General features: G+C 59.3%; 18 protein-coding genes. 14 read left to right on the top strand and 4 right to left on the bottom strand.

From position 1 onward, the window contains the following. Positions 1-463: 463 nt before the first annotated feature. The 5 genes from FRZ40_RS42740 (at position 464) to FRZ40_RS42720 (ending at position 5,333) form a co-directional block, all read left to right on the top strand. The gene (locus FRZ40_RS42740) at positions 464-2,020 is read left to right on the top strand and encodes a hypothetical protein (protein ID WP_147238303.1); all 1,557 of its coding nucleotides are present in this window, start codon (positions 464-466) and stop codon (positions 2,018-2,020) included. Positions 2,021-2,096: 76 nt separating this feature from the next. Further along, entirely contained in the window at positions 2,097-2,876 is a 780-nt protein-coding gene (locus FRZ40_RS42735; protein ID WP_240057510.1) for a hypothetical protein, read from the top strand. 358 nt (positions 2,877-3,234) lie between these two features. Then, positions 3,235-3,528, top strand: coding sequence for a hypothetical protein (locus FRZ40_RS42730; protein WP_147238302.1), 294 nt, complete (start codon positions 3,235-3,237; stop codon positions 3,526-3,528). A gap of 255 nt (positions 3,529-3,783) precedes the next feature. Then, positions 3,784-3,972, top strand: coding sequence for a hypothetical protein (locus FRZ40_RS42725; protein ID WP_081767460.1), 189 nt, complete (start codon positions 3,784-3,786; stop codon positions 3,970-3,972). Between the two features lie 65 nt (positions 3,973-4,037). After that, positions 4,038-5,333, top strand: coding sequence for an NRAMP family divalent metal transporter (locus FRZ40_RS42720; protein WP_240057509.1), 1,296 nt, complete (start codon positions 4,038-4,040; stop codon positions 5,331-5,333). Here the strand turns inward: FRZ40_RS42720 and FRZ40_RS42715 are convergent. Then, positions 5,330-5,758 carry a DUF3331 domain-containing protein gene (locus FRZ40_RS42715; RefSeq protein WP_147238300.1) on the bottom strand — a complete coding sequence of 143 codons (429 nt, stop codon included), beginning with the start codon at positions 5,756-5,758 and terminating at the stop codon, positions 5,330-5,332. The genes FRZ40_RS42720 and FRZ40_RS42715 overlap by 4 nt on opposite strands. Positions 5,759-6,398: 640 nt before the next feature. Between FRZ40_RS42715 and FRZ40_RS42710 the strand changes: the two genes are divergently transcribed. From FRZ40_RS42710 to FRZ40_RS45915, 3 genes are all read left to right on the top strand, one after another. Continuing rightward, entirely contained in the window at positions 6,399-7,460 is a 1,062-nt protein-coding gene (locus FRZ40_RS42710; RefSeq protein ID WP_147238299.1) for a methyltransferase, read from the top strand. Between the two features lie 102 nt (positions 7,461-7,562). Then, positions 7,563-8,537, top strand: a complete 975-nt coding sequence (locus FRZ40_RS42705) for a hypothetical protein (protein WP_147238298.1) — start codon at positions 7,563-7,565, stop codon at positions 8,535-8,537. Positions 8,538-9,277: 740 nt separating this feature from the next. After that, on the top strand, positions 9,278-10,246 hold the full coding sequence (locus tag FRZ40_RS45915) for a helix-turn-helix transcriptional regulator (protein ID WP_081767459.1): 969 nt from the start codon (positions 9,278-9,280) through the stop codon (positions 10,244-10,246). A 71-nt stretch (positions 10,247-10,317) separates the two neighbouring features. On the opposite strand, the gene glmS is transcribed toward FRZ40_RS45915, so the two are convergent. Continuing rightward, positions 10,318-12,135 carry a glutamine--fructose-6-phosphate transaminase (isomerizing) gene (gene glmS, locus FRZ40_RS42695; protein ID WP_147238297.1) on the bottom strand — a complete coding sequence of 606 codons (1,818 nt, stop codon included), beginning with the start codon at positions 12,133-12,135 and terminating at the stop codon, positions 10,318-10,320. Positions 12,136-12,292: 157 nt separating this feature from the next. Here glmS and FRZ40_RS42690 point away from each other — a divergent pair, with 157 nt between their 5' ends. The 5 genes from FRZ40_RS42690 to FRZ40_RS42670 all read left to right on the top strand — a co-directional run bounded on the left by FRZ40_RS42690 (position 12,293) and on the right by FRZ40_RS42670 (position 19,364). Continuing rightward, positions 12,293-14,251, top strand: a complete 1,959-nt coding sequence (locus tag FRZ40_RS42690; RefSeq protein WP_147238296.1) for a glycosyl transferase family protein — start codon at positions 12,293-12,295, stop codon at positions 14,249-14,251. Continuing rightward, complete coding sequence (locus FRZ40_RS42685; protein WP_147238295.1) at positions 14,248-15,933, top strand: bacteriophage N4 adsorption protein A; 1,686 nt, start codon at positions 14,248-14,250, stop codon at positions 15,931-15,933. Before FRZ40_RS42690 ends, FRZ40_RS42685 begins: the two co-directional genes overlap by 4 nt. Before the next feature lie 24 nt (positions 15,934-15,957). Next, positions 15,958-17,283, top strand: a complete 1,326-nt coding sequence (gene wecB / locus FRZ40_RS42680; RefSeq protein WP_147238294.1) for a non-hydrolyzing UDP-N-acetylglucosamine 2-epimerase — start codon at positions 15,958-15,960, stop codon at positions 17,281-17,283. 65 nt (positions 17,284-17,348) lie between these two features. Further along, positions 17,349-17,696, top strand: coding sequence for a hypothetical protein (locus FRZ40_RS42675; RefSeq protein ID WP_147238293.1), 348 nt, complete (start codon positions 17,349-17,351; stop codon positions 17,694-17,696). Positions 17,697-17,738: 42 nt separating this feature from the next. Further along, positions 17,739-19,364, top strand: a complete 1,626-nt coding sequence (locus FRZ40_RS42670; RefSeq protein ID WP_240057508.1) for a DUF2334 domain-containing protein — start codon at positions 17,739-17,741, stop codon at positions 19,362-19,364. A 64-nt stretch (positions 19,365-19,428) separates the two neighbouring features. On the opposite strand, the gene FRZ40_RS42665 is transcribed toward FRZ40_RS42670, so the two are convergent. Continuing rightward, entirely contained in the window at positions 19,429-20,301 is an 873-nt protein-coding gene (locus tag FRZ40_RS42665; protein ID WP_240057507.1) for an alpha-amylase family protein, read from the bottom strand. A gap of 653 nt (positions 20,302-20,954) precedes the next feature. Next, complete coding sequence (locus FRZ40_RS42650) at positions 20,955-21,506, bottom strand: MFS transporter (protein ID WP_240057506.1); 552 nt, start codon at positions 21,504-21,506, stop codon at positions 20,955-20,957. Between the two features lie 327 nt (positions 21,507-21,833). Here FRZ40_RS42650 and FRZ40_RS42645 point away from each other — a divergent pair, with 327 nt between their 5' ends. Further along, complete coding sequence (locus tag FRZ40_RS42645) at positions 21,834-23,012, top strand: porin (RefSeq protein WP_028365352.1); 1,179 nt, start codon at positions 21,834-21,836, stop codon at positions 23,010-23,012. The last annotated feature ends 297 nt before the right edge of the window (positions 23,013-23,309 follow it).

Genomic DNA, 23,309 nt, shown 5'->3' with positions numbered 1-23,309 from the left:
CTCCCGTCTGCGCGAGGCGCATCTTTCTCGCGCCGAACCCGCCCTGCAGCGTCTGCCCGAGCCATCACTTCAAACGACGACAAAGCGAAAACGGTTTTCAATCGCCTATTTGTCAGAAGATTCAACTTATTTCGCACCCGCCTCTAACGTCCGCTCGGGTTTCTGCCGACAGCTAGGTATCAATTACATCAGATCAAGGATAGTCGGGCATTAATTACCGATTTTCCGATTCCTGCCCGCCTCGATGAGTCCGCCGGGTGCAGCTGGAGTCCTTTTCTGAGCGTATTTCGATAACGAATTGCGGTGCCCGGGTGGCACTCCGCAGTCGCTCGCAGATCGATTCGCACCATCAGGCACTTATTCAGGATACCGAATCACTTAACGGATTTCCTGTTGGCCGCGACGCGACTCGGCAATGACCACCTGACATTTTTTGCCGGTATTTCCGGCGGCGGATTTTTCTGTGATCAATCGACGTCAATTTCTCAACGGCCTGGCAGCGCTCGGCGGCAGCTATGTTCTAACGGGATGCGGGGGCGGTGGCTCCGACCTCGGCGCTGACGGCAGCGCCGTCGTCAAGGCCATGAGCAAAACGGCCGCGGCTGCATCGGCGAACGGCACGACGGTCCCGTCGGCCACTTCGATCATCGACTACCAGGGCTCCGTCTGGACGCTGACGGGCGGCTCGGTTTACAAGGATGGCGTGAAGGCCGGCAACAACTACAACGTCGCGTTGATGCTCTGGTTCGGCGGCGGCGTCTACCATCAGGGAACGGGTGGCCAGTTTTACGGCTGGAACGGTTCGACGTGGATCGCGTGCAACGACCCGCGGCTTGGCGGCACGTCTGCCGACGGCACGACGATCCCGTCCGCGTCGTACATCATCGACAAGGCCGGTGCGGTATGGACGGTTGTCAACGGTGTCATCTATCGCAACAACAAGACGGTCGGCAACACCTACAACGTGACGCTGCTGCTGTGGTACGGCGGCAAGATCTGGCATCGCGGCACGGGCAGCCAGTTCTACGTGCTGAGCGACGTCAGCACCAGCTGGCTGCCTTGCGCCGATCCGCGCATCGTCACGGCCGCGACGGCGGGCACGTTCTTCGGCATCAACGGACACTACGACTATCGCTACACGCCCGCGCAGGTCGTGTCGATCATGAAGAGCACCGGCTGCTCGACGTATCGCGTGGGCTGCACCGACGATCCGGTGCAACTCAATGCCGTCGCGAAGCTCGCGCAGGCGTTCCAGTCGGCGGGACTGACGCTGTTCGTGCTGATCAACCAGGGCATCTACGATAACAACCGCGTGCTGCTGGCGAACGAATCGGTTGCGTACAACCGCGGCAAAGCGTGTGCGGCAGCCGTCGCGACGGCGCTCGCCCCGTATGGCGTGACCATGTACGAATGCGGCAACGAGTTGACGCGCGAGAACGACATCATTCTCGATTCGACCAATGCCGGCACCAAGGCCGTGGATTTCAGCAACACGAACTGGCCGGTAATGCGCGGCGTGATGCGCGGGATGATCGACGGCGTGAAGTCGGTGCAACCAGCTGCGAAGTGCGGCATCAATTTCTGCGTGGCCGATATCGGCGCAGCGGATGCGTTATGGGACGGCATGCAGCCGGACGGCAGCGGCGGCTACCCGAAGGTGCGCTGGGACCTGACGACGTGGCACAACTACGAAGTCTATGGCGACATCTTCAACATCGGCACGGACGGAGCAGGCCCGGGCTTCGATCTGCCGACGTACTGCAAGGCCCGCTACGGCGTGCCGTTCCTGATCACCGAGTGGAACACGGGGCCGGAAAGCACCCAGGCGTATCGCGCGACTTATATCAGCACGCAGTTCGCCAATTACTTCAAGGCCAGAAAGACAAAGAACGTGCAGTCGGTGATGTATTACGTGCTCGACAGCGGCGACGCGACGTACGGTCTGATGGTCGACGGTGTCGCGCTGACGCAGCCGTATGGCGCATTTACCGGCTTCATCGCGAGCAATCCCGACGTGTAATCGTTTGCATGGGGCGTCGTCCGTTTTGTCGACGGCGCCCGCCGCTTTTAGACGAATCTGTCAAGCGGTGCGCCGCGTGATCGGCCCGTTTGTGGCGAAAACACACACCGCATTTTTTCCTATGATCATGCCGCAAACGATTGCTTATACTCTGTGCACCTCTTTCTCCGAGGCGCAATGTATGTGGCAGGAATCGCTCCAATATTTCCAACGAATCAGCTTGAACGCGCCGATCACACTGGCGGTGGCGTCGGGAGCAGTCGGCTCCGTCATCACACTCGCCTGGATCTCGGTGCGTGACGCCAGAGAGCGCAGGCGCCAGCGGCGCGATACCGCTCTGGACCTCGCACTGGCGCTGGAAAGCTACGCGCGCACCTGCCGGACCATGATGCACAAGGCCGCGTGGGCGGCAGCGAAACCCGTCGGTCCCATGAGCCTCGAAGCCATCGAGGGCGTGTCCATTCCTGCCTTTGCGTATCCGGACAGGCTCGCCTGGCCCGTCCTGAATCGAAAGGTCATTTCCGAATTGCGCGAGTACCCCGCCATGGTGCACGCCGCGCGCGAGTACCTTGAGGCGTTCCGCGAACTCGGCGAGCCGCTCGATCTTTGCAGCCGCGTCGAATACGAATGTGCGAAGCTCGCCACGTTCGCACTGGCGCTTGCTCGCGCGACGCGCCGCCGCCACGGCGCGGCGGCATGGAAGCCGGGCGCGAAAGATTCCGCCATGGAACGCGAGCTGCTCGACTTCATCGCGAGCGCTGAAGAAAAGCGCAAGGCGGCGCTCGAGCGTCGCGCAGAATTCCCCACCGAGCGCCGCTCCGACGCGCAGCCGTTCAATCAGCCGTTGAGCGCCTGAAGAATCGATAAAGAGCGGCGGCAAACGCCGCTCTTTTCACATCAACGAGATTCCAGGCGATCCGCTTTCGCCAGTGTCTCGAGATCGGCCCAACACGGTTTTCCAAAACGCACTACGTCAGGCTCATAGAAACGGCGCAGGAATGGTGCGTGTTCCTGTGCGTGTTCCCTCTTCCCACAGAAACGCGCGTGAATGCGCCTGGGCGCAGCGCATTCCCAGATTACGCACGAATCCAGCAAGTAAGCCTTCCTGCCAGACGCCTTATTCTCCAGAACTCCGCTGACTAGACTTGGCATCAACGTTGACGCACTGCTGTTCAACGAACATTCGATCCCTGATCTGTTACTGGAGAACCGTCATGAAAACCAGGCTCGTCGCCGCCGCACTTCTTGCCGCTACTGCATTCGTTTCCGCTCCCGTCTTCGCGAGCGGCTTCGGTCCGGCGCCGTACTACAACCCGGAAGCAGGCGCACCGGCTTCGCAGCGCGGCCCGGTTGCTCAAGCGTCCCAGGCTGGCGATAACACCGCAAATTCCTATGGCGGTGTCGCTTCGGGCACGTCGCACGCAGGCGGCCTGTTTCACAAGCGCAGCACGGGTGCCGATTCGTGTGTTGGCCCGGTCAGCTACTGCAACATCTACTTCGGCAGCTAAGCGTTCATGCGTGGCCACGCGCTCGACATGAATCGCTCTTTACGTCAGCGGCCCGCTTCGTTCCGAAGCAGCTGCTGACACGTATCGTATCGCCTCGCCTTTCCCCGCTTCATTCTTCCTGTCCGGTTTCCCCTCGTTGAACACATGCGGCCCGGCCCGAGCGTGATGCCGAGGCCCAACCGCGCGCTAGAATCAGAAAGTCCCACCGAACCGGGGACCGGGTCTTGCTGCGCAGTTCGCGCACGGGAGGCGATCATGATCAGACTTTCAGGCATCTTGGCTCTAGCAGTTGCCGTCGCGGGATGCGTTGCGGCCCCGCCGTATCAAAGCAGCGATCCTGCGTATGGTCCCGGCTATTACGCACCTGGCCCCGCCATCGGCGTAGGCGTGGGAGGCGGCAGCTTCGGTGGCGGCGTGGGTGTCGGCGTCGGTGTGGGATTCTGAGCCGAAAGCATGGGAACGCTTTATGCGGCCGACGATGATCATCGTCCCCTATGCAGGTCGGTCGCATGGAGCGTCATCCGGACAAGCAGACTCTGCGCGTAAGCGGCGAGCGCACTGACGGGCCGGCGCGTTCGTGGGCCGCCGACGTCGGCCCCGGTCTCGTGACGCTCGGCTCCGACAACGACCCGAGCGGCATCGCCACCTACACGCTCGCGGGAGCGTGGTATCGCTATGACCTGCTTTGGGTGTGCGTGTTGTCCTATCCGTCGATGGTCGCGCTCCAGCTGATTTCCGCGCGCGTCGCGTCGATCACCGGCAAGGGATTGACCGACAACATGCGGCAGCACTATGCGCCTGTCTTTTTCTATTTTGCCGTCGCGCGATTCCTGCTCGCCAACACGTTCAACATCGCCGTCGATATCCTCGCGATGGGCACGGCAGTGCGCGCCGTCGCGGGCGGCCCGGTCGCTTTGCTGTCGCTGCTATGCGGCGTCGCGTCGCTGATACTGCAATGGTGCGTCCCCTACGCGCGTTACGCACGGATCGTTCAATGGCTCACGCTGGGCATGTTCGCGTATGCCGGCGTTATCCTGCTGCTCCACGTGCCCTGGCACGCCGTTGCGATTCGCGCGTTTATCCCGCGAATGGTCTGGACGAAGGACTACACGACGATGGTGCTCGCGCTGTTCGGCACTACGATGAGCCCGTATCTGTTGTTCTCGCAGGCCGAGCAGGAAGTGGAGGAGCGGCAGGAACATCCGTCGCCGGGGTCATCGGCCGGTTCCAATGAGGAACTGCGCAAGCTGCGCAGAGACACGCTGCTGCGGACCGCGCTTTCCAACGCGGTTGCATTGGCGATCATGTTGGCGTCTGCCGCTGCATTTCAGTTTTCGCACTACGCGCCGGGCGAACCGGTCGCGCTTGAACGCGTACTCGAACCGCTCGCTCACGGGTTTGCACCACAGGTTCTCGGACTCGCATTGCTCGGCTCGGCGCTTCTCGCATTGCCGCCGCTGGCCGGCTCGGCTGCCCAGGCTGCCGCCAGTTCGTTCGACTGGCGGCACGGCGAAAAACGCAACACACGCATCGCTGTCCTGCTAGTCGCTATCACCGCGATCGGTACTGCAGCGGCCGTCGCGTTAGCGATGAGCGGCATCGATCCCGTCACCGCACTTTACTGGAGCGCGCTCGTCAACGGGATGACGATTACGCCCGTGCTCGCGTTGCTGGTGCTGCTGAGTTCGAAGCGCGAAGCCGTGGGCGATCTGGTCGCGCACTGGTCGTTGCGCGTGCTGTGCTGGCTGGCGACGATCGCGACGGGCGCCGTGCTGATCGTGCATTATGTCGTCGAGTTCGTTTAAGGAAACGAGCGTCCGTTTCCGCTCGACACGGCCGATGCGAGAATCATCCGGCTCCAGTTTGCGGGAACGCACATCACACTGCGCCGAGGGCGAAAGACGTCATCCCCTTCGACGATAGGCCGGCCGGAGAGCGCGCAAAGGCCATCGTCACGCGCCAGGCCGAGGCGCCATACCTGCTCGGCGTAGTTCCCCGTCTGCGAATCGCTCCAACAGATACTGAGCGTATGAGCGGAAAGAACTTCATGCACGACGATACGCGCAGGCAGCGCAATCCATTCAGCTTCGTGTGTCCTTCGCACGGCCCGGGCTTTCTCCCGACGCATTTTCTTCTTGTACGTCGTTTCGACAGGCTGATTCAACAGCACCTCTCCAGGGGACAGCAAACGCAGCAGCGCCCGCTCGATCATGTTGTCATCGGTTTGCATCGGTCACAGCAGATCGCACGGACCCGGTAAGGACTTCGGTAGATCCACTTCGACGAACGCCTTCGAATCGTCGATGGGCAGACCCGCCGGGCTATAAACAAAAGCTTTCATGACGAACTCGCGGAAGAGCGGAAACACGACGCTTCCTTGCTGCATATCGGGCCAGCGACGCGCTCGCTGGCCGAAAGGATTGCGCTCGGCTGGTTCCCTCGGCGCGCGCGGAGCAGCCGTCTAACGCCCTTCGATCAGGGCGATTTCGCTCAGGTCGATCGCCACGACAAGCGGCTCGGCGACTGACGTTCCATCCGGCAGCCGGGGATAAATGCGCCGCCTCGTCGGCGCCGACGTGGATCGCCTGTGCCTTACTGAACACTTCGATGGAGGCGGTAGGGTTGACCCTGTGGAGGGATGGGGACGCGGCAGGTCTGAAATTCAGCGTTTTCTACGGCTTCGCACGGCGAGCGCTACGTTCGCGGACTGGCATTGCCGAACGGGAAAGCTCACTATAGTCAAACCATCGAATCAAGAGTTGCATACCGCACGGAGCGCACCGCTTTGTGCGGTAGCCCACATTTGAAAGCGAATCGTACGCCTACCATGTGCGATCCGACGACGACCGACCTTCGTATGGGAGACATCGATGGCACGGACACCCGACACGGAACAGCAGGCGCCGCGCGCCGATCACGCCGCAGACGCGGCCCCTTCGCCCGAACACATCCTGCAGGTGGCCATGGGCTTCTGGGCATCGAAGACCTTGCTCTCGGCGGTGGAACTGAAACTGTTCACGCATCTCGCGCGCGGCCCGCAAAACGCCACACAGCTCACCGAGACGCTGGGACTGCATCCGCGCCCGGCACTCGATTTTCTGGACGCGCTTGTCGCGCTCAACGTGCTGAATCGTGTCGACGGCGTCTACAGCAATACACGGGACGCGGACGTCTTTCTCGACCAGGAGAAGCCGGCTTATATCGGCGGGCTGCTCGAGATGGCGAACTCACGGCTCTATCCGTTCTGGGGTTCGCTCACGGAAGCGTTGCGCACGGGCGCGCCGCAAAACGAGTCGAAGCACGGCGGCAACGTCTTCGAGGCAATTTATAGCGACGAAGCGCGGCTGCGTACGTTCCTGCACGCGATGAGCGGCGTCAGCCTCGGCGCGGCGCGCGCCATCGCGCAGCAGTTTCCGTGGCGGAACTACCGTACGTTCATCGACATCGGCACGGCGCAAGGTGCATTGCCCGTGCAGATCGCACTTGCGCATCCGCATCTGACGGGGGGCGGCTTCGACTTGCCGCCGGTGGGTCCCGTCTTCGAGGAATACGTCGCGTCGCAGGGCTTGCAGGAGCGTTTGAAGTTCCATGCAGGCAACTTCTTCGACGATCCCTGCCCAGGCGCCGACGTGCTCGTGATGGGCCATATCCTGCACGACTGGGATCTCGACCAGAAGCGCACGCTGCTGCGCAAATGCCACGACGCGCTGCCGGAAGGCGGCTGCCTGATCGTCTACGACGCGATGATCGACGACGACCGCCGCCACAACGCGTTCGGCCTGTTGATGAGCCTGAACATGCTGATCGAGACGCGCGGCGGCTTCGACTACACAGGCGCGCAGTGCATCGAATGGATGCGCGAAGCGGGCTTCAGGGACGTGCGTGTCGAGCCGCTGGCCGGCGCTGATTCGATGGCGGTAGGCATCAGGTAGAGGCGCCGGCGAGTGGCCGACGACACACGACAGATACCTAACATCAGACAAATAGGCATCAAAACACTGGTAAGATCGCGCTTTTTTGCGTAGATCAGACTAATGCCTTTGATTGACCTTGTTAGAAAATCTGTCCCCGTTGCGGCCGCTGCCGCGTCCCTCGTCACCGCGACTCTGCTGTCCTCCCCTGCTGCACATGCCCAGGTTGAGACCCTGAAGGCGCCCGTCTACGGCGTGACGCTCGACGACCTCAGCAAACTCGACGCCATCGTCGCCTCGCTCAGCAATCTGCCGTACCGTCCGACCGTGCGGGTCGTTTTCGATCCCGACACCCCGGCCTCGGATTACTACGCGCCGCTCTTGCGCCTGCACTCAGTCGCCTATGTGATGGGCGAAGTTCTGGATTCGTATTACTTCCCGACCGATCTCACGACGTACAAGGCGCGTACGCAGGAACTCGTGTCGACGTTGAAGGGCACGGTCGATGTCTGGGAGATCGCGAATGAAATCAACGGCGAGTGGCTGCGCCCACATCCGTCCGGTTCCGCGTCCGTCGTCAATTCAGAGGAAACGCAGATCGGTCAGATGGTTGCGGCAGCAAACACGATCGTCAAAGGCGTAGGCGGCAAGACAGCGATCACGCTTTACTACAACGACGACAGCAAAGGCAATAACTGCTGGGAGAAGCCGCAAGACTACTGGAAGACCTGGCCGACCAGCTTCCTTCCTGCGAGCGTGCTCCAGTCGACCGACTATGCCCTCTTCAGCTACTACCCTTATCAGGATTGCACCGGTCTGTCGCCCGCATGGAATGCAGATTTCGCCGCGCTTGAGAAGATTTTCCCCAACGCGAAAGTTGGCTTCGGTGAAATCGGCACGTCGAGCATATCCGCTCCCGCGTCTGTGCAACAGAATCTGATCACGACGTATTATCCGATGGTCAATTCAATGACCGACCCGCGCTTCATTGGGGGATTCTTCTGGTGGAATTACGCCGAACAGATGTTGCCCTATACGAAGAGCAGCTACTGGCAACTGCTCCGGCAGACGATCATTAACCTGAAAGCGCCGAGCTAACTGCATCGCGCCTGCTGTCCGGCGATCACTCTATCGCCGGACACGCGCGCTCCTCGTCGCATCGCTTCGAAGGGCTCGATAACATTTACCGATATTCGAACGACAGAAAAGGCACCTTCCTTATCATTATCAAGGCTATTCCGACGTTAATTGAATACCATCATCAAAGTGAAAATACTTCGCAAATTGAAAGTCAGAATTCGATTGCATACGTCCGGAGTTGTACAGAGCGAAAGAGACTATCCTAATCTCCTGACGATACGCGAGGTGTTAAGGAAAGTCCCTATCTACGTTCACTCGCAAATATCAACCGGCATAGGTCCCAGGCGCGGAATCATCGAACAATCCGCGTGTAATACCAAGTAAGATTGTGCTGCCCGCACACGCGCGGAAGTACAACTTGCTTATCGAAGTAGCAATTTAAGGGCCCTGTTTCTCAATTGCATGCGAACTACTCTCTATCATCCTCATTTTCCGCCCGCATTGCCCTTCAATGACCTGACGTGATTGAATCTGGAAACGACTAGAACACAGGATAGCCAAGCTGTTAGTCACCTCATACAAAAGAAAAAAATTCCGTATAACGGCATTGCGTCATAGAAGCGCAAAGAGCCGTCACTCGTAAGTCCCGATCCCGAAGAAAACTGTTTAATTGGTCCGATGGCGCATCGCACTGTCATGCCATTTTTGTGCAGTGTTGCCATGCGGCATTAAGCCTGGCGCGATCCGAGGAGACGATAATGAGACGGGTAAGCGACGCGATATTGTCTATCTATAAGGTGTCGAAAAATAGCACTCAAACTGAGTTCCTGACGCACGTATTTCAGATCATTGGCGAATATGTACCTTATGGCCGTATTCGCTGGCGTGCCGGTGTCGTGGGCGACGCTGGCCTGACCGTTTATACGCTCGGAGCGCTCACAGCGCCTTGCGTCTCTGAAATCGATGTCAGGTATGTCAAAGGCAGTGAATCTATCTTGCTACCGCGTATCGATTGCCCCGCGGACGAGAGCGCACATGATCGCGACGAGTTCGAGCATCTCGCGAATACGATCGCTGTCTGGTATCGCTTCGGAGGACACGCGGACGCGCCTTCCGTCACAAGCGGTCTCCGTTTTGCAAACCTGTCTTTTTTCGTCCTTTCGCTGCAACGCGATGGTTCGTCGTCTTCATTCACGGACAACGATCGCGAGATCGTGCAGACCTTGCACAGTCACATCAGCGAGGCGTGGGGAACGAACGCTACCGACAGGCTAGAACGCTTCCGGCACGTCCAGCACGAGCAGGAAGGCGCCGGTGCAATCGTCACCGCGAGCGGCATCGTGATGTTCGCCGACGATCGTTTCGTGCAACACGTTGCCACCCGATGGCCGAGGCCCGTTGACGCGCATCTTCCCGATCCGCTGCGCCTTGCATTGATTGCCGGAAAAACGAGCTTCGTCGAAAACGCCCACAGATATCGCATCATGCGCGACGGACCCATCGCGTGTATCTGCGCTCATCCAAGAAGAGCCGTCGATTCACTGACCGCGCGTGAATTGCAGGTTGCACAACAGATCGCGCTCGGCCTCACTCATAAGGAAATAGCGCGATTGCTCGGCATCTCCCCGAGCACCGTCAGAAAACAGATCGTCTCGATCCACGAACGCATGGGCGTGCGCAACAACGCAGAACTTGCCGCTCAGCTTGGACCGGGGCTTAGCCCGTAGGTGCGTGGGTTGTTACCTGAGAAAAAAGAACTCTCCGGATAGATGGATATCCGGAGAGAACCTCGTCTCGTTTATTCCACCGTCACCGACTTCGCCAGATTGCGCGGTTTATCGATGTCCGTATGTCTCGCACAACCGCTGTGGTATGCGAGCAACTGCATTGGCAGCACATGAAGAATTGGAGAAAGAAGTCCGAAGTGTGCGCCTGTTTCAAGCGTTCTTGTCCCTGACCCGCTTGGAATCCCCGCTCCGTTATCGGTAATGACGAACAACTGTCCGCCACGCGCTCGCACCTCCTGCATGTTCGACTTCAATTTGTCGAGCAGCGCGTCGTTGGGTGCGGACACCACGGCCGGTGTGTCCGGCGTGACCAGCGCCAACGGCCCATGCTTGAGTTCCCCGGCGGCGTACGCCTCGGCGTGGATATAGGCGATTTCCTTGAGCTTCAGCGCGCCCTCCATTGCAATCGGGAAATGCACGCCGCGCCCCAGATAGAACGCGCTTTCACGCGTGCTTATTTCGTTTGCCCATGCGATGACTTGTGGTTCTTTCGCAAGCACTGCGCGACACGCTACCGGCAATTTGTGCAATTGCTGAAGATAGCTCGTCTCCTGCTGTGACGACAACGTGCCGCGGACTCGTCCTAGAGTAGCCGCGAGCAGAAATAGCGCAACAAGTTGTGTCGTGAATGCCTTGGACGAGGCGACTCCGATTTCGACACCTGCCCTCGTCTGAAACCGGCTTCGCGCCGCTCGCATCATCGCACTGTTCGCGACATTTCCGATTGCGAGCGTATTGTCGAGACCCATCGCCTGCGCGTACTTCAGTGCTGCGAGGGTGTCAGCCGTCTCTCCCGACTGTGACACGGGCACGACCAGCGTACGCGGATCGTGGCACTGTTCACGATAGCGGAATTCGCTGGCAATTTCTGCCTGTGCGGGTACTCTCGCCACACTCTCGAACCACTGCCGCGCGACAAGCCCCGCATGGTGACTCGTCCCGCACCCTAACAGAAGAACTTTATCGACGTTTTCAAACGTTGAACGGTCAGCGTCCTCGAAAATCGAAGAACCGAGCGAAGCGACATTCGCCAAGGTATTGGTGATCGCAAGCGGCTGCTCGAAGATCTCTTTCTGCATGTAGTGCGAGAACGATCCGAGCGAGGTATCTTCGAGTGACTGTTCGATCAGCCGGTTCGGGCGCTCCACGCTACGCCGGTCCCGATCCCACACCGTCACCTGACCGGGCTTCAGGTCGACGACATCGCCATCCTCGAGAAAGACAAAGCGATTCGTGTAGCCTGCCAACGCCAGTGCATCCGACGCCAGAAACGTTTCTGTTTCGCCGATTCCAGCCACCAGAGGCGAACCTTCCCGCGCCCCCACCATGCGGCCCGGCTCACTATTGCTGAATGCCGCAATGGCGTAGGTGCCGCGAAACATGTGGGTCGAGCGCATCACGGCGGAAAGCAGATCGCCGTCGTAAAACGAATGAACGAGATGAGCGATTACCTCGGTGTCTGTCTCCGTCTGGAACTCATAGCCTTGCTCCACCAACATCGCCTTGAGCGATTCGTGATTTTCGATGATCCCGTTGTGGACGATGGCGATCAGATCACGTGAAAAAATCGGATGCGCATTCATCGTTGCGGGGGCCCCGTGCGTTGCCCAACGCGTATGCGCAATGCCCAGCGACCCTTCCAGATGGATATCGGAGATCGTTCTTGCGAGCGAATTGACACGCGCGGTACAGCGCGCACGTCTGGGTTTTCCCGTCCGGTGAACCGCTATACCGCACGAATCATAGCCTCGATACTCCAGCCGGCGTAATCCCTCGATCAGCATCGGGACAACATTACGCTGCGACACGGCCCCCACGATTCCACACATGATCCACCCCCGAGCAAGTTGGCCGAGCACGGTTCAACGACGATGTAGAAGTGATAGGCGCTGCGTACATCGCAAGCAATGGTTCAAATGTTCCATTGCCGATTGAGCACGCGCCACCTTCAATGTGTGTGCCGAGATCGAAAAGCATGACGACGCCATGCAAACGACTACCCTCTGGACTGTCTACCTGACCGGGCTCAATGCGGTTGCGCTTCTGGTCGCGTGCATCATTTTTATCAGCACGATCGACGATCTCTTTCTGGACGGGTTCTTCTGGCTAAGCACACTGAAACGCCGGATACGTGGTGAACAGAAGCAGACGGTCAATCCGCCGATGCTTCGTCAACTCACCGAGCAGCACTTCGCGATCATGGTGCCGGCGTGGAAGGAGTACGACGTCATCGCCAAAATGGTCGAAAACACCTTATCGACCATCGAGTACGAGCACTACACGATCTTCGTAGGCACGTACCACAACGACCCGGAAACAACAGCCGAAGTCGAGCGGATGATCCGTCGCTATCCAGGGCGCGTCACCCGCGCAACCGTTCTCAACGACGGACCGACATGCAAGGCCGACTGCCTGAACTGGATCATCGCCGCTATCCTGCGTTATGAGGAAACCCATCACATTCGCTTCGCAGGCGTGGTCATGCACGATTGCGAGGATGTCATTCACCCCATCGAGTTGAAGTACTTCAACTACGCCGTCGAGAGCCATGATCTCGTGCAGCTTCCCGTTCTCTCGCTTCCGCGCAAATGGAACGAGTTTGTAGCGGGAACTTACATGGATGATTTCAGCGAGACGCATCAGAAAGATATTCCGACGCGCGAACGATTGACGGGCGTCGTCCCCGGGGCGGGAGTCGCGTCGTGCTATGGACGACGTGCGATCGAAACGGCGATGAAACTGCGCGGCGGTTCGCCCTTCAATACGGACTCGCTGACGGAAGACTACGACTTCAGTTTCCGACTGCGTGAAATGGGCATGACAGAAACATTCGCGCATTTCTCCATTTCGGAAGAATCGGCGAATGCTTCAGAAGAAGGCGAAAAAGGTAATCCAAAAGAGAAAGTCGAACTGCTTGCCACGCGCGAGTACTTCCCCGACACCTTTAGAACCGCCTATCGTCAGCGAGCCCGCTGGATTCTCGGCATCGCTTTCCAGGGATGGGAGCAACTCGGCTGGAACGGCAACCTGCGAACCCGTTACATGTTCTTTCGCGATCGCAAAGGGATGGTCACGTCGGTGGTTTCGGTGATCGCGTATGTCGTATTGATCAATTTCCTGGCACTTGCCGCGTTGCAGGCGGCCGGCCAGCAAGTATTCGTCGACGCACGGCTGGCAATGGCCACCGACTATCTCTATCCGCTGCTGTCGATCAATGCGGTGCTGCTGATCCTCCGCATCTGGGAGCGGTATTACTTTGTCGCGAAGCTGAACGGACGACTACAGGGCTTGCTCGCGATACCGCGCATTATCGTCAACAATCTGATCAATTTTTGCGCCGTATGCCGCGCGTGGAAAATCTATATCCGGCATCTGATAACAGGCAAGGCGATCGCGTGGGACAAAACGGCTCACACCTTCCTCTCGAATGAGGCAATGGGAAAATCTCGCCGACGTCTCGGCGAGATCCTGATCGAATGGGGCGTGCTCACCCAGGAGAAACTCGAGTACATTCTGACCGTGCAAGGCCAGTGCGGCAGGAAGCTCGGGGAACTGCTCGTCGAGCATGCGTATGTGATGGCCGATACGCTCGCCGATGCCCTTGCGGAGCAATCGGAACTTCCGCGCGTCAGTCTTGCGAACGTCGCAGTCGATCTCTGTGCGGGCATTTTGCCCTACGAGCTTCAGCACGCCTTCGGCATCGTCCCGTTTTCGATCGCCGAAGACGGGACGCTCAATTGCGCGATCGGCAGCCCCTTGACGGCCGACGAGCAGGCGATCGTTCGCCGCGGCGCCGGCAGCAAAGTGGCCTACTTCATTGCTGCCGATGCAGAACTGAGGAGCCAGTTGCGCAAGCATAACCGTTACGATGAACTCGAACGGGCACGCGCACAGGTTCTGCCGTTTATCGATCCGAAGGTCAGATCCGGACCGGGGGTCGCGTGAATACGGCAAAGCAAACTCAATTCAATCCCGCGCGTTTCCAGTTCGGCCGTGCGGCTGCTGTGCTTGTCTGCCTCACGTTTTGTGGCGTCGATGCGTACGCGCAGCCCAAACTGTCGCCCCGTGCGTACCGGCTCGCCGACGCTGCGTATGCATCCATCGCCAACGGCAATCTGCCCCGCGCCGAAAGCTATGCGGAGAGGGCGTGGAAAGTACAGCCCGGCAGCGAACAACTCGGCTTGCTGCTTCTCGACGTGTATGTCCGCGAGGGCAAGACACCCGAAGCGGATGCGCTCGCCGAAAAGCTGCTGCAGCAATTTCCCGACAGCCCGCAGGTGCTCGCGCAAAACGGCTTTCTCGCGCAACGCCAGCAGCGCAGTCAGATGGCATTCCGGTACCTTTCGGCCGCGCTTGAGAAAGGAACGTGGACCAGTGAACAGCAGAGAACCTTGCGCCTGGCGTGGGCCGATAGCGCACTGGCCGCCGAGCGCCCCGACGAAGCAGAGAAGGCGCTTGGACCGCTGACCGACGAGTCGGACGTAGCCGTGCAGTTGCGGCTCGCTCAGACCCGGCTGATCGAAGGCAATCGCCAGGCTGCCGTTTCAGCGGCGCAAGCGGCGCTCGATCACGCAACGACGGACGCCGACCGCTCATACGCAAAGGCAATCATCGATCAGGCTCACAACGCCGAAGCCGAAGAGGCGCAGGCGAACGCGCGGGCTCATCTTCAGGCCGCCTACGACCTCTTGCGCGAGCGCAAGGATTCACAGGCTCTCGAAGAATTTCAGGCCGGCTTCGATGCAGGCGCAGGCAACGCGGGAAATTATGCCGACGCCGCCTATGCCGCAAAGCGAACCTTCGACAACGACCGCTCGGTCAAGCTCTTCGAGCAAAGCCTCGACGCAGACGACAAGGAACACGAGTTCGACCAGCAACGGCGTTTCGGATACAAACGCGAAGTCGAACAACTGGAAAGAGAATGGGGGTTCCAGCTCAGCTTGCCGTATCAGACGGCGGCATTCGGCCCTGAGGGAACGGTAGACGTATTGCAGCCCGGTTTTGAAGCGTACTGGCAGCCGCCGAAGATCGGCTATCGGGATGGACGCATTCTTCAGTTCTTCGTGCGCGGTTACGGCACGGCATACGACGGCTCCGGAAACGTGACGGGAGCGCCAACCGTTCAAGGCTCAGTGGGCGCGCGCTACAAGCCGCTCCCGTCGCAAAACCTCGTTGTGACAGGCGAGCGCCTGTTCAAGATCGGCAGCCTCTCGACAAACGACTTTCTTTTCCGGCTTGGCTACTCATCGGAAGACGGTACCGATCTGCGCGTGACGGAGCCGAGCTGGCGAAGCTGGCAGGCGTACATAGAAGGCGCGTATTTCGTCAATGCAGGCCGCTACATCATTTATACGGAATTGCGCTATGGACACACATGGCGCGTATCGCCCGTCAGCGAAAAGCTCACCGTCTATCCGCACATTGCACTCGCCGGCGATCACGATAACAAGGCCACCGATCAGACAGCTATCGGCATCGGACCCGGCGTGCAATTTCGATTCTGGTTCCGGGAATCCAGGTACCGCGCCCCGGCAAGCTGGGCAGATATAACCGTGCAATATCGCGTTCCGTTGACGTCGGCAGCCCGCGCTCGCGGTCTCGTCGTGCGTGCCACCTTGTGGTTCTGATAAGGCAACTGAAGGAGAGCAATAATGAAGAAAGTGTTGACGGTATTCGGCACCCGGCCCGAAGCGATCAAGATGGCGCCGCTCGTTCATAAGCTGCGCGAGACGCCGTGCTTCGACGTCCAGGTCTGCGTAACCGGTCAGCATCGCGAGATGCTCGATCAAGTTCTCAACCTGTTCGATATATCGCCGGACTACGATCTGGACATCATGCGTAAGCGGCAATCGCTGACGGAAATTACATCGGACATTCTGAATAACATCGGTGAGGTTTACGATTCAGCAAAACCGGAGATCGTGCTCGTGCACGGCGATACGACCACGACACTCGCGGCAAGTCTTGCGGCGTTCTATCGGCACATCAAGGTTGGCCACGTCGAAGCCGGCTTGCGGACCGGAAATATCTGGTCTCCATGGCCCGAAGAATTGAACCGCAAGCTATGCGATGCAGTTTCCAGCTGGCATTTTGTGCCAACGGTACGCGCACGCGACAACCTGCTGGCTGAAGGCGCAGCCGCAGAACAGATCGTGCTGACAGGCAACACGGTGATTGACGCGCTGCTCGGTGTACGAGAAAAAATAGACAGCGATCGCGCGCTTGCAAACGAGATATCACAACGATTCCCCGGCATAGACTGGTCGCGTCGCCTGATTCTCGTGACAGGCCACCGTCGTGAAAGTTTTGGAGAACCATTCCACAAGTTTTGTGCGGCGCTACGCATCCTTGCGCAATCTTATCCAGATGTGCAGATCGTGTATCCCGTTCACCTCAATCCCAACGTTCGCGAGCCCGCGGAGCAAATTCTCGGCAGCTCGCGGAACATCTATCTGACTGAACCGCAGGACTACTTGCCCTTCGTTTTCCTCATGTCGCGCTCATACCTGGTCATAACCGATTCGGGCGGCGTTCAGGAGGAAGCCCCCTCTCTGGGCAAGCCGGTACTCGTCACGCGCGATACGACGGAACGTCCGGAAGCAATCGAAGCGGGAACCGCAAAACTGGTAGGCACGGATATCGGTCGCATTCTCACAGAAGCATCGACACTGCTCGACAACGAACATGCCTATCGCAGCATGGCCTGCGCAACAAACCCCTATGGCGACGGCCGTGCGTGCTCGAGAATCGTTGCCGCTCTCGAAGACGCGCCCATGCGCGACGCCATCGAAGTGTCCACTGCTCCGACACTCGTCGATGTGCTCGCAATAGCGCCTGCAAAACCCTTCAACGGCGAACATCTCCCGGAAAGCCTGGATTCAGAGATCAAGGTTCCACGCGTAGAAAGATTGGACAGCGCGACAGCAATCGACTTGTCGCTCGACGACGTCGACAGCATTAAAGTGCGCCCCGATTGACCACTACGTCTTTTCGCCATCGGCACACCTTTTATGTTTATTCGTTAAAGCGTATTGGAGAGTTCATGATGAAACCTTCGAAACTCATCGCGGCCGCAGCCTTGTCTGCTGCCCTCTGCATGGCATGGCCGATTTTGGCCGCCGAGCCGGCCGCCAGCGTGCTCAACTCCGCCGAGTCTGCCCGGCCCGGCGGACTCGCTGTCACACCGAGCCTGCGCGTGTACGGAACCAAGCCACCGACGCCCCGGCCCGGCGGCAAAGTGACTCCTCCTGACAAGCCACCCGTCGTATCCGTCGTGTCGCCGGGAATTCCCGATGAGGTCAAGCAGAATACCGAATCGGGACATGGCCAGCCAATCGGGAAAAATCTGCGTCAGTTTAGTGGCGCAGATGGCACGTTCATCCGTCAATAGTGACGCAGACACAGGAGCCTCATCATGAAAAAGCTTTTTGCGATGGCGGTACTCGTCTGTGCGATATGCCTGGCGGTCACCCCTCGCTTCACACAAGCGCAAACCACCACGGCGAAAGTACTGGTGCTTTACGATGCACCCGCCAACGACCTTTATTCGAAGCTCGGCCTCGCATATGCAATCATGCTGCGCAATCTCATCGGCCACTTCAATGCGACCGTCGATCTCGCGCCCGTCAACAACTACACAGCCGGCACGCTTGCGCCCTACTCCGCTGTTTTCTACATTGGCAGCTACTATGGCAACACCACGCCGGCCGCATTTCTCTCTGACGTGGCCGCGAGCGACAAGACGGTCGTATGGTTCAAGTACAACATCTGGAACCTCGCGTGGGATCAGACGTATAACTTCACCGGTAAGACAGGCGTGACCTTTTCTGGCTTGCGTGGTTTGGGCTCGACGCCGTCGTCCAGCAATCCGACACCCGACTTCTTCAACACCGTCAGCTACAAGAACTCCACTATGGTGAAGTACTACTCGTACGACTCTACGTCGGGCACGGTCGCCGCCGACCCTGACATCGGTGTCGTAGCCATCGCCGACCCGACGAAGGCGAGCACGCTGGTCACCATCACGGACAGTCAGACCAATGAAGTCGCACCCTACGTCGTCAAGGCGGGCAATTTCTGGTATTTCGCGGATGTGCCTTTTTCCTTCATCGGACCACGCGATCGCTATCTCGTCATCTGCGACATGCTTCACGATATCTTGCAGAGCGGCGCGGCAACCAGCCATCGTGCGCTGGTCAGGCTCGAGGACGTCAGCGCGGTCACCACGGTCACTTCAATGAAGTCGCTCACGGACTATCTCTTCTCGAAGAGAATACCGTTCTCGATTGCAACGATCCCTCTTTATAAGGATCCGCTTGGCGCCTATAACGGCGGCGTACCGCAAACCATCCATCTCGCACAGGCCACGGGTCTGAAGCAGGCCTTGAACTATGCGTTGGCAAGAGGCGGCAAGATCGTGATGCACGGCTACACACACCAGTACAACTCGGTTCCCAATACCGAAAATGCCGTCAGCGCGAATGACTACGAGTTCTGGTACAAGCCTCAGGAGCGCCCCGTTGATGAAGATTCGACGCCGTGGGCTTCCGGTCGATTGACGGCTGGATTGCTGGAGCTTTCCCAGAGCGGCTATACGCCCTTTGCCTGGGAGGCACCACATTATCAGTCGTCGCCGCTTGCCATAAAGGCAGTGCCGCCGCTCTTCGGCAAGACCTATCAACGCGTTGTCTACTATACGTCGGACACGCCGAGTCTCAACGCAAACGTGCCAAACAAGGATTTCGAGGTTGGCCAGTTCTTCCCGTACATCATCAAGAGCGACTACTACGGACAACTGGTATTGCCTGAAAACCTCGGTAACGTCGAATACAACATCTGCTCGATCGATCCGTTTTCATGCATAACGTACACAGCACAGGACATCTTGACCAACGCGCAATACGCGTTGACTGTACGTGACGGATTCGCGTCGTTCTTCTTCCATCCGTTCTGGCTCGAACCGGATCTTCATCAACCGGGGTTGGCAGACTTCAAATCGATCATCACAGGAATTACCGGGCTCGGCTATACGTTCGTCGATCCCAGCACCGCGCAGTAACGCCCTCGGTGTTGTTCTTTGCGCGCCTGCCTTGAGGCCGGCGCGCATTTTTTGCGTCTGGCGCTTACATTCCCTTCGCAGCAGCCGCCGCCGGAGCCAGTTGCCGGATCGTGTCGTCGGGAACATAGTGCGGTCCATCGAAAAGATAAACCGAATACCCGTTATACGCGCGTAGTTGAGGAAGCAGTTCCTCGGGAGTAGCCGGGCGGAACGTGGACGCGTCAACCGGACGAAACGCCTCTGCAATAACACGGATGCGCCCCTTGCCGAAACGCTCCGACAGGACATCCAGGTACTGACGGGCAACTCCCGGTTCGCGGGCATAGACGCCGCAGCCGTCCTGGAAGAAGACGCCGATGTCCGGAGGGAGCCAGGTTTGCATCCAGTCCGCCAGCGGAACGGGACCTATGTTGCTTTGATCGTATACGGTTATCCAGAGCGGCCTCGGCAACGCCACAAGTCGCGCGGCAAATGACGATACATCTGTCCACGTCGGGTCCACCTCGACGGGGAAGTAGTATCCCGTCACATGCAGCGGTACAGGTGTTCGCGCGATGTCGAGCGACTGGGCGACGAGCTTCGGAACATTGGCACGCGCTTTAGATTCAGATGGGTACGCGGCGAGTCCCAGGATGACATTCTTCGCCCACGGTTCCCGACCGATTCGCTGCCAGTCGATATGATACGGCGCGCCCGGTAACGGCGTGCCGTCGATGAGCGACATATCGTCAAACGCCGTCCACTGGATGAGCAGATTTTCAGCCCCCAGGACATCCCAGTGCGCCGACGGGTTCGCTGTCTTTTCGTCTGGCTGCCACACCGTGCCATCGACACGCACATCCTGCGCCATCGTCGAGCAGCCCGCGATCATTGGCAGCAATGCCGATATAACGGCCAACAGTCGAAGATGAGGAAACCTTTTGCCCGATGCGGCCACGAGAAGTTCCTTTCTACATCGAAATGACGCTTAATGCCCGGCGCCAGATTGCAGATATGCCGGATGGCGGCCCGCATGGAAACAGGGCCTATCCCGCGTTACGAATCGTAGTTTGTCTGAGGTGCCGTTTCAACCGATTTACGGTCGTACGTGCTGCAATATAGAGAGCTTTCGCCTTCTGCAGGTCGACGGTAACAAAGCCGAGCGGGTTCGCATCGACAGCGCTTGCCCGCGCAATACGCGTCGAATATGCCGGGCGTCAACATGGTCTGCGCGGGCTTGCGGGTCAATGCCTCGCTGGCTGCCCTCGAGAAAGGCCGCGCGCCGCGCAAGCGGAACATTCCGGTAGACACATCATGCTGATTCCCTGAACATGTTCAATGGAGTGGTTTCGTGGAATGTGGATCCGGCGTTCCGATGCGCGCGTAACAGCCAGTTCATTGTCGGCCGGACGATCCTGGGCGGATAAACGCATCACGAGCCGTCGCCGTGTCGAAAGAACACCATCGCGAGCGGTCCGGACGACCTGGCGACCTCGACTTTTACCGCCCTGCATGGCAATGTCTTCGCGCGGTCCGGCCGGGTAATCGTGAAAAGCTCACCGCTTCCGAACCAGTCCTCGATGAGAACGCGAAGGGATTTGCACTCGCCGCTCATACGCTTCTCCGGGCTTCGGACAGACTGGCCGACACGCCGCCCGCCAGACTCGTCGCCAGGTGCTGCAGGCCCGTATTCAATCCGACCGCCTGCTTCGGATTCAACGTGAGCTTGACGAGCGCCAGATTGTTTGCGGTGACGAGACCCAGAAGCGACAGCGAGACGACACTCCAGAACAGCGCCATCTGCGGCGAACGCGTATAAGCGCCGAGCAGAACCGTCGTGCCGCCCATGAACCCGGCCACGATGAACGACTTGCGCACCACCACGGCATCGTGCCCGCGTGCGATCAGCCGGTCCGCGGCCAGCCCGGCGAGCGCCGCCACGACGGCAATGCCCGCGAAACTGAAGAACGCGTAGAGTCCCGACTGCCGCAGCGACAGCCCGCGCTGTTCGACCAGATACGCGGGCATCCACGTCATGCAGTAGAACGCGAAATAGCTGTAGCAGAAGTTGATGATCAACCCGCCCCGCACCACGGGGCTCGACAGCAGGTTGCTGAGCGAATGGTTAAGGCGGGCGCGCGGCGCGAACATTGCGGCTTGCATGGCGACGCATTGCGGTGCGTGGTCCGCATCAGGCGATCACGATCATGCTGCTTCAGTGAGTGCCATCGCCTTATCGATGCATAGGATGCCTACATTATTCAGGTATGTTCGACGACACCATCCGCACAGCACGCGCCCTCACAATCGCGGCAACGGCAGCTTCAAACGGACGATCGTCGCACAATCTGGCGATTCTCATCGCGGTCGCATAAAGTAGAGGAAGAACATCGCGCCAGCTTCTAGTGAAGCGCTTTCAACACAGGCGTCGATGTCTCCGGGGGCGGAGTCGTGCGGAGTTTTTCTCTCGATCTCAGCTAGGGCGGCCAAATGAAAAAAGTGCTTATAACGGGTGCGGCAGCGCTGACCACTCTGGCCGGCGTGGCGCATGCGCAAAGCAGCATCACGCTTTACGGGCTGATCGACGCCGGCCTGAGCTACACGAACAACCAGATCGCCGGAACGGGCAGCGGGCACAGCAACTGGGAAATGACCAGCGGCGCCGTCCAGTACAGCCGCTGGGGTCTTCGCGGGGGTGAAGATCTGGGTGCAGGCCTGAAGGCCATCTTCACGCTGGAAAGCGGCTTCAACGTGAACAACGGGCAGTATTCGTCGAACAACCGGATCTTCAATCGTCAGGCGTATGTCGGCTTGTCGAGTCGCGATTACGGTGCGCTTACGCTGGGCCGCCAAACCGACAGCATGGTCGATTTTGTCGCACCGCTTTCGTTGACGGGCACCGAGTTCGGCGGCACGCACTTCGCGCATCCGCTGGACAACGACAATCTGAACGACTCATTCCAGATCAATAACTCCGTCAAATACCAGAGCCCGGCGTTCGGTGGCCTCAGGTTCGGCGCGCTGTACGGTTTTTCCAATCAGGCAGGCAGTTTCACGAACAATCGCGCCTACAGCTTCGGCATGTCGTATCGAGCGGGCGCGCTGAACTTCGGTGCGGGCTACCTTCAACTCAACAGTTCCGCGCGCACGCCGGCCCAACTCAACACGAACGGCGCGGTCACCGATACGACGGGCGCTTCCCTGCAAGGCGCGCTTTCGCCAAGCGGCGTCCCGCTCGGCGTGCTGGCCAGCAGCCAGAAGACCTTCGGTCTCGGCGTGAACTACTCGTTCGGCCCTGCTGTCGCGGGCTTCGTTTACTCGCACAGCAAGTTCGCCCAGTTCTTTCAAGGGGGGCTGAGCGGAACGTTCCAGAACTTCGAGGGCAACTTCCGCTATGCGCTGACGCCGTCGGTCGAACTCGCGGGCGCGTACACCTACTCGCGCGCGGGCGGAAACGGAGGTGGTGGAATCCCCCATTGGAATCAGGTCAGCGCGATGGCCGACTACCACTTCTCGCTGCGCACCGATGTCTATATTCAGGGCGCGTGGCAGCGCGTGAGTCCGAGCGGCACGTCGCCATTGGGCGTCGCATGGATCAATGGCGTCAGTGCTCCCTCCTCCACGACCAACCAGGTGCAGGCAACGGTCGGCTTGAGACATCGCTTCTGATCCTGCCCGCGGGCAGCGCGACGGCCGTTCCATAGCAAACGGCGGGAGCATCAACCGATGCAGTGCAGCCGGCTCGATCGGGCTGCGAGTCGAGTGCGCGTGCCCTGTGCGGGACGCTGCGTCAGGGGCGCGCACCTGGCGAAACGCTTTCGTCTGATCATTGCAAAACGTGCGGCGCGGCTCGACCGTCGCCCCCCATCCCCGCGTCCGCCCCTTGAATCCTGAGTTGTCCCCGCTTGCCCGGAAGGGCGAGATCCGCGTCGCCCGACGCGGGACGGCCCTCGCCATTCGCCTCTA

This window comes from Paraburkholderia azotifigens (genome assembly GCF_007995085.1).
Lineage (GTDB): Bacteria > Pseudomonadota > Gammaproteobacteria > Burkholderiales > Burkholderiaceae > Paraburkholderia > Paraburkholderia azotifigens.
This window is presented reverse-complemented; position numbering and strand designations above follow the sequence as displayed.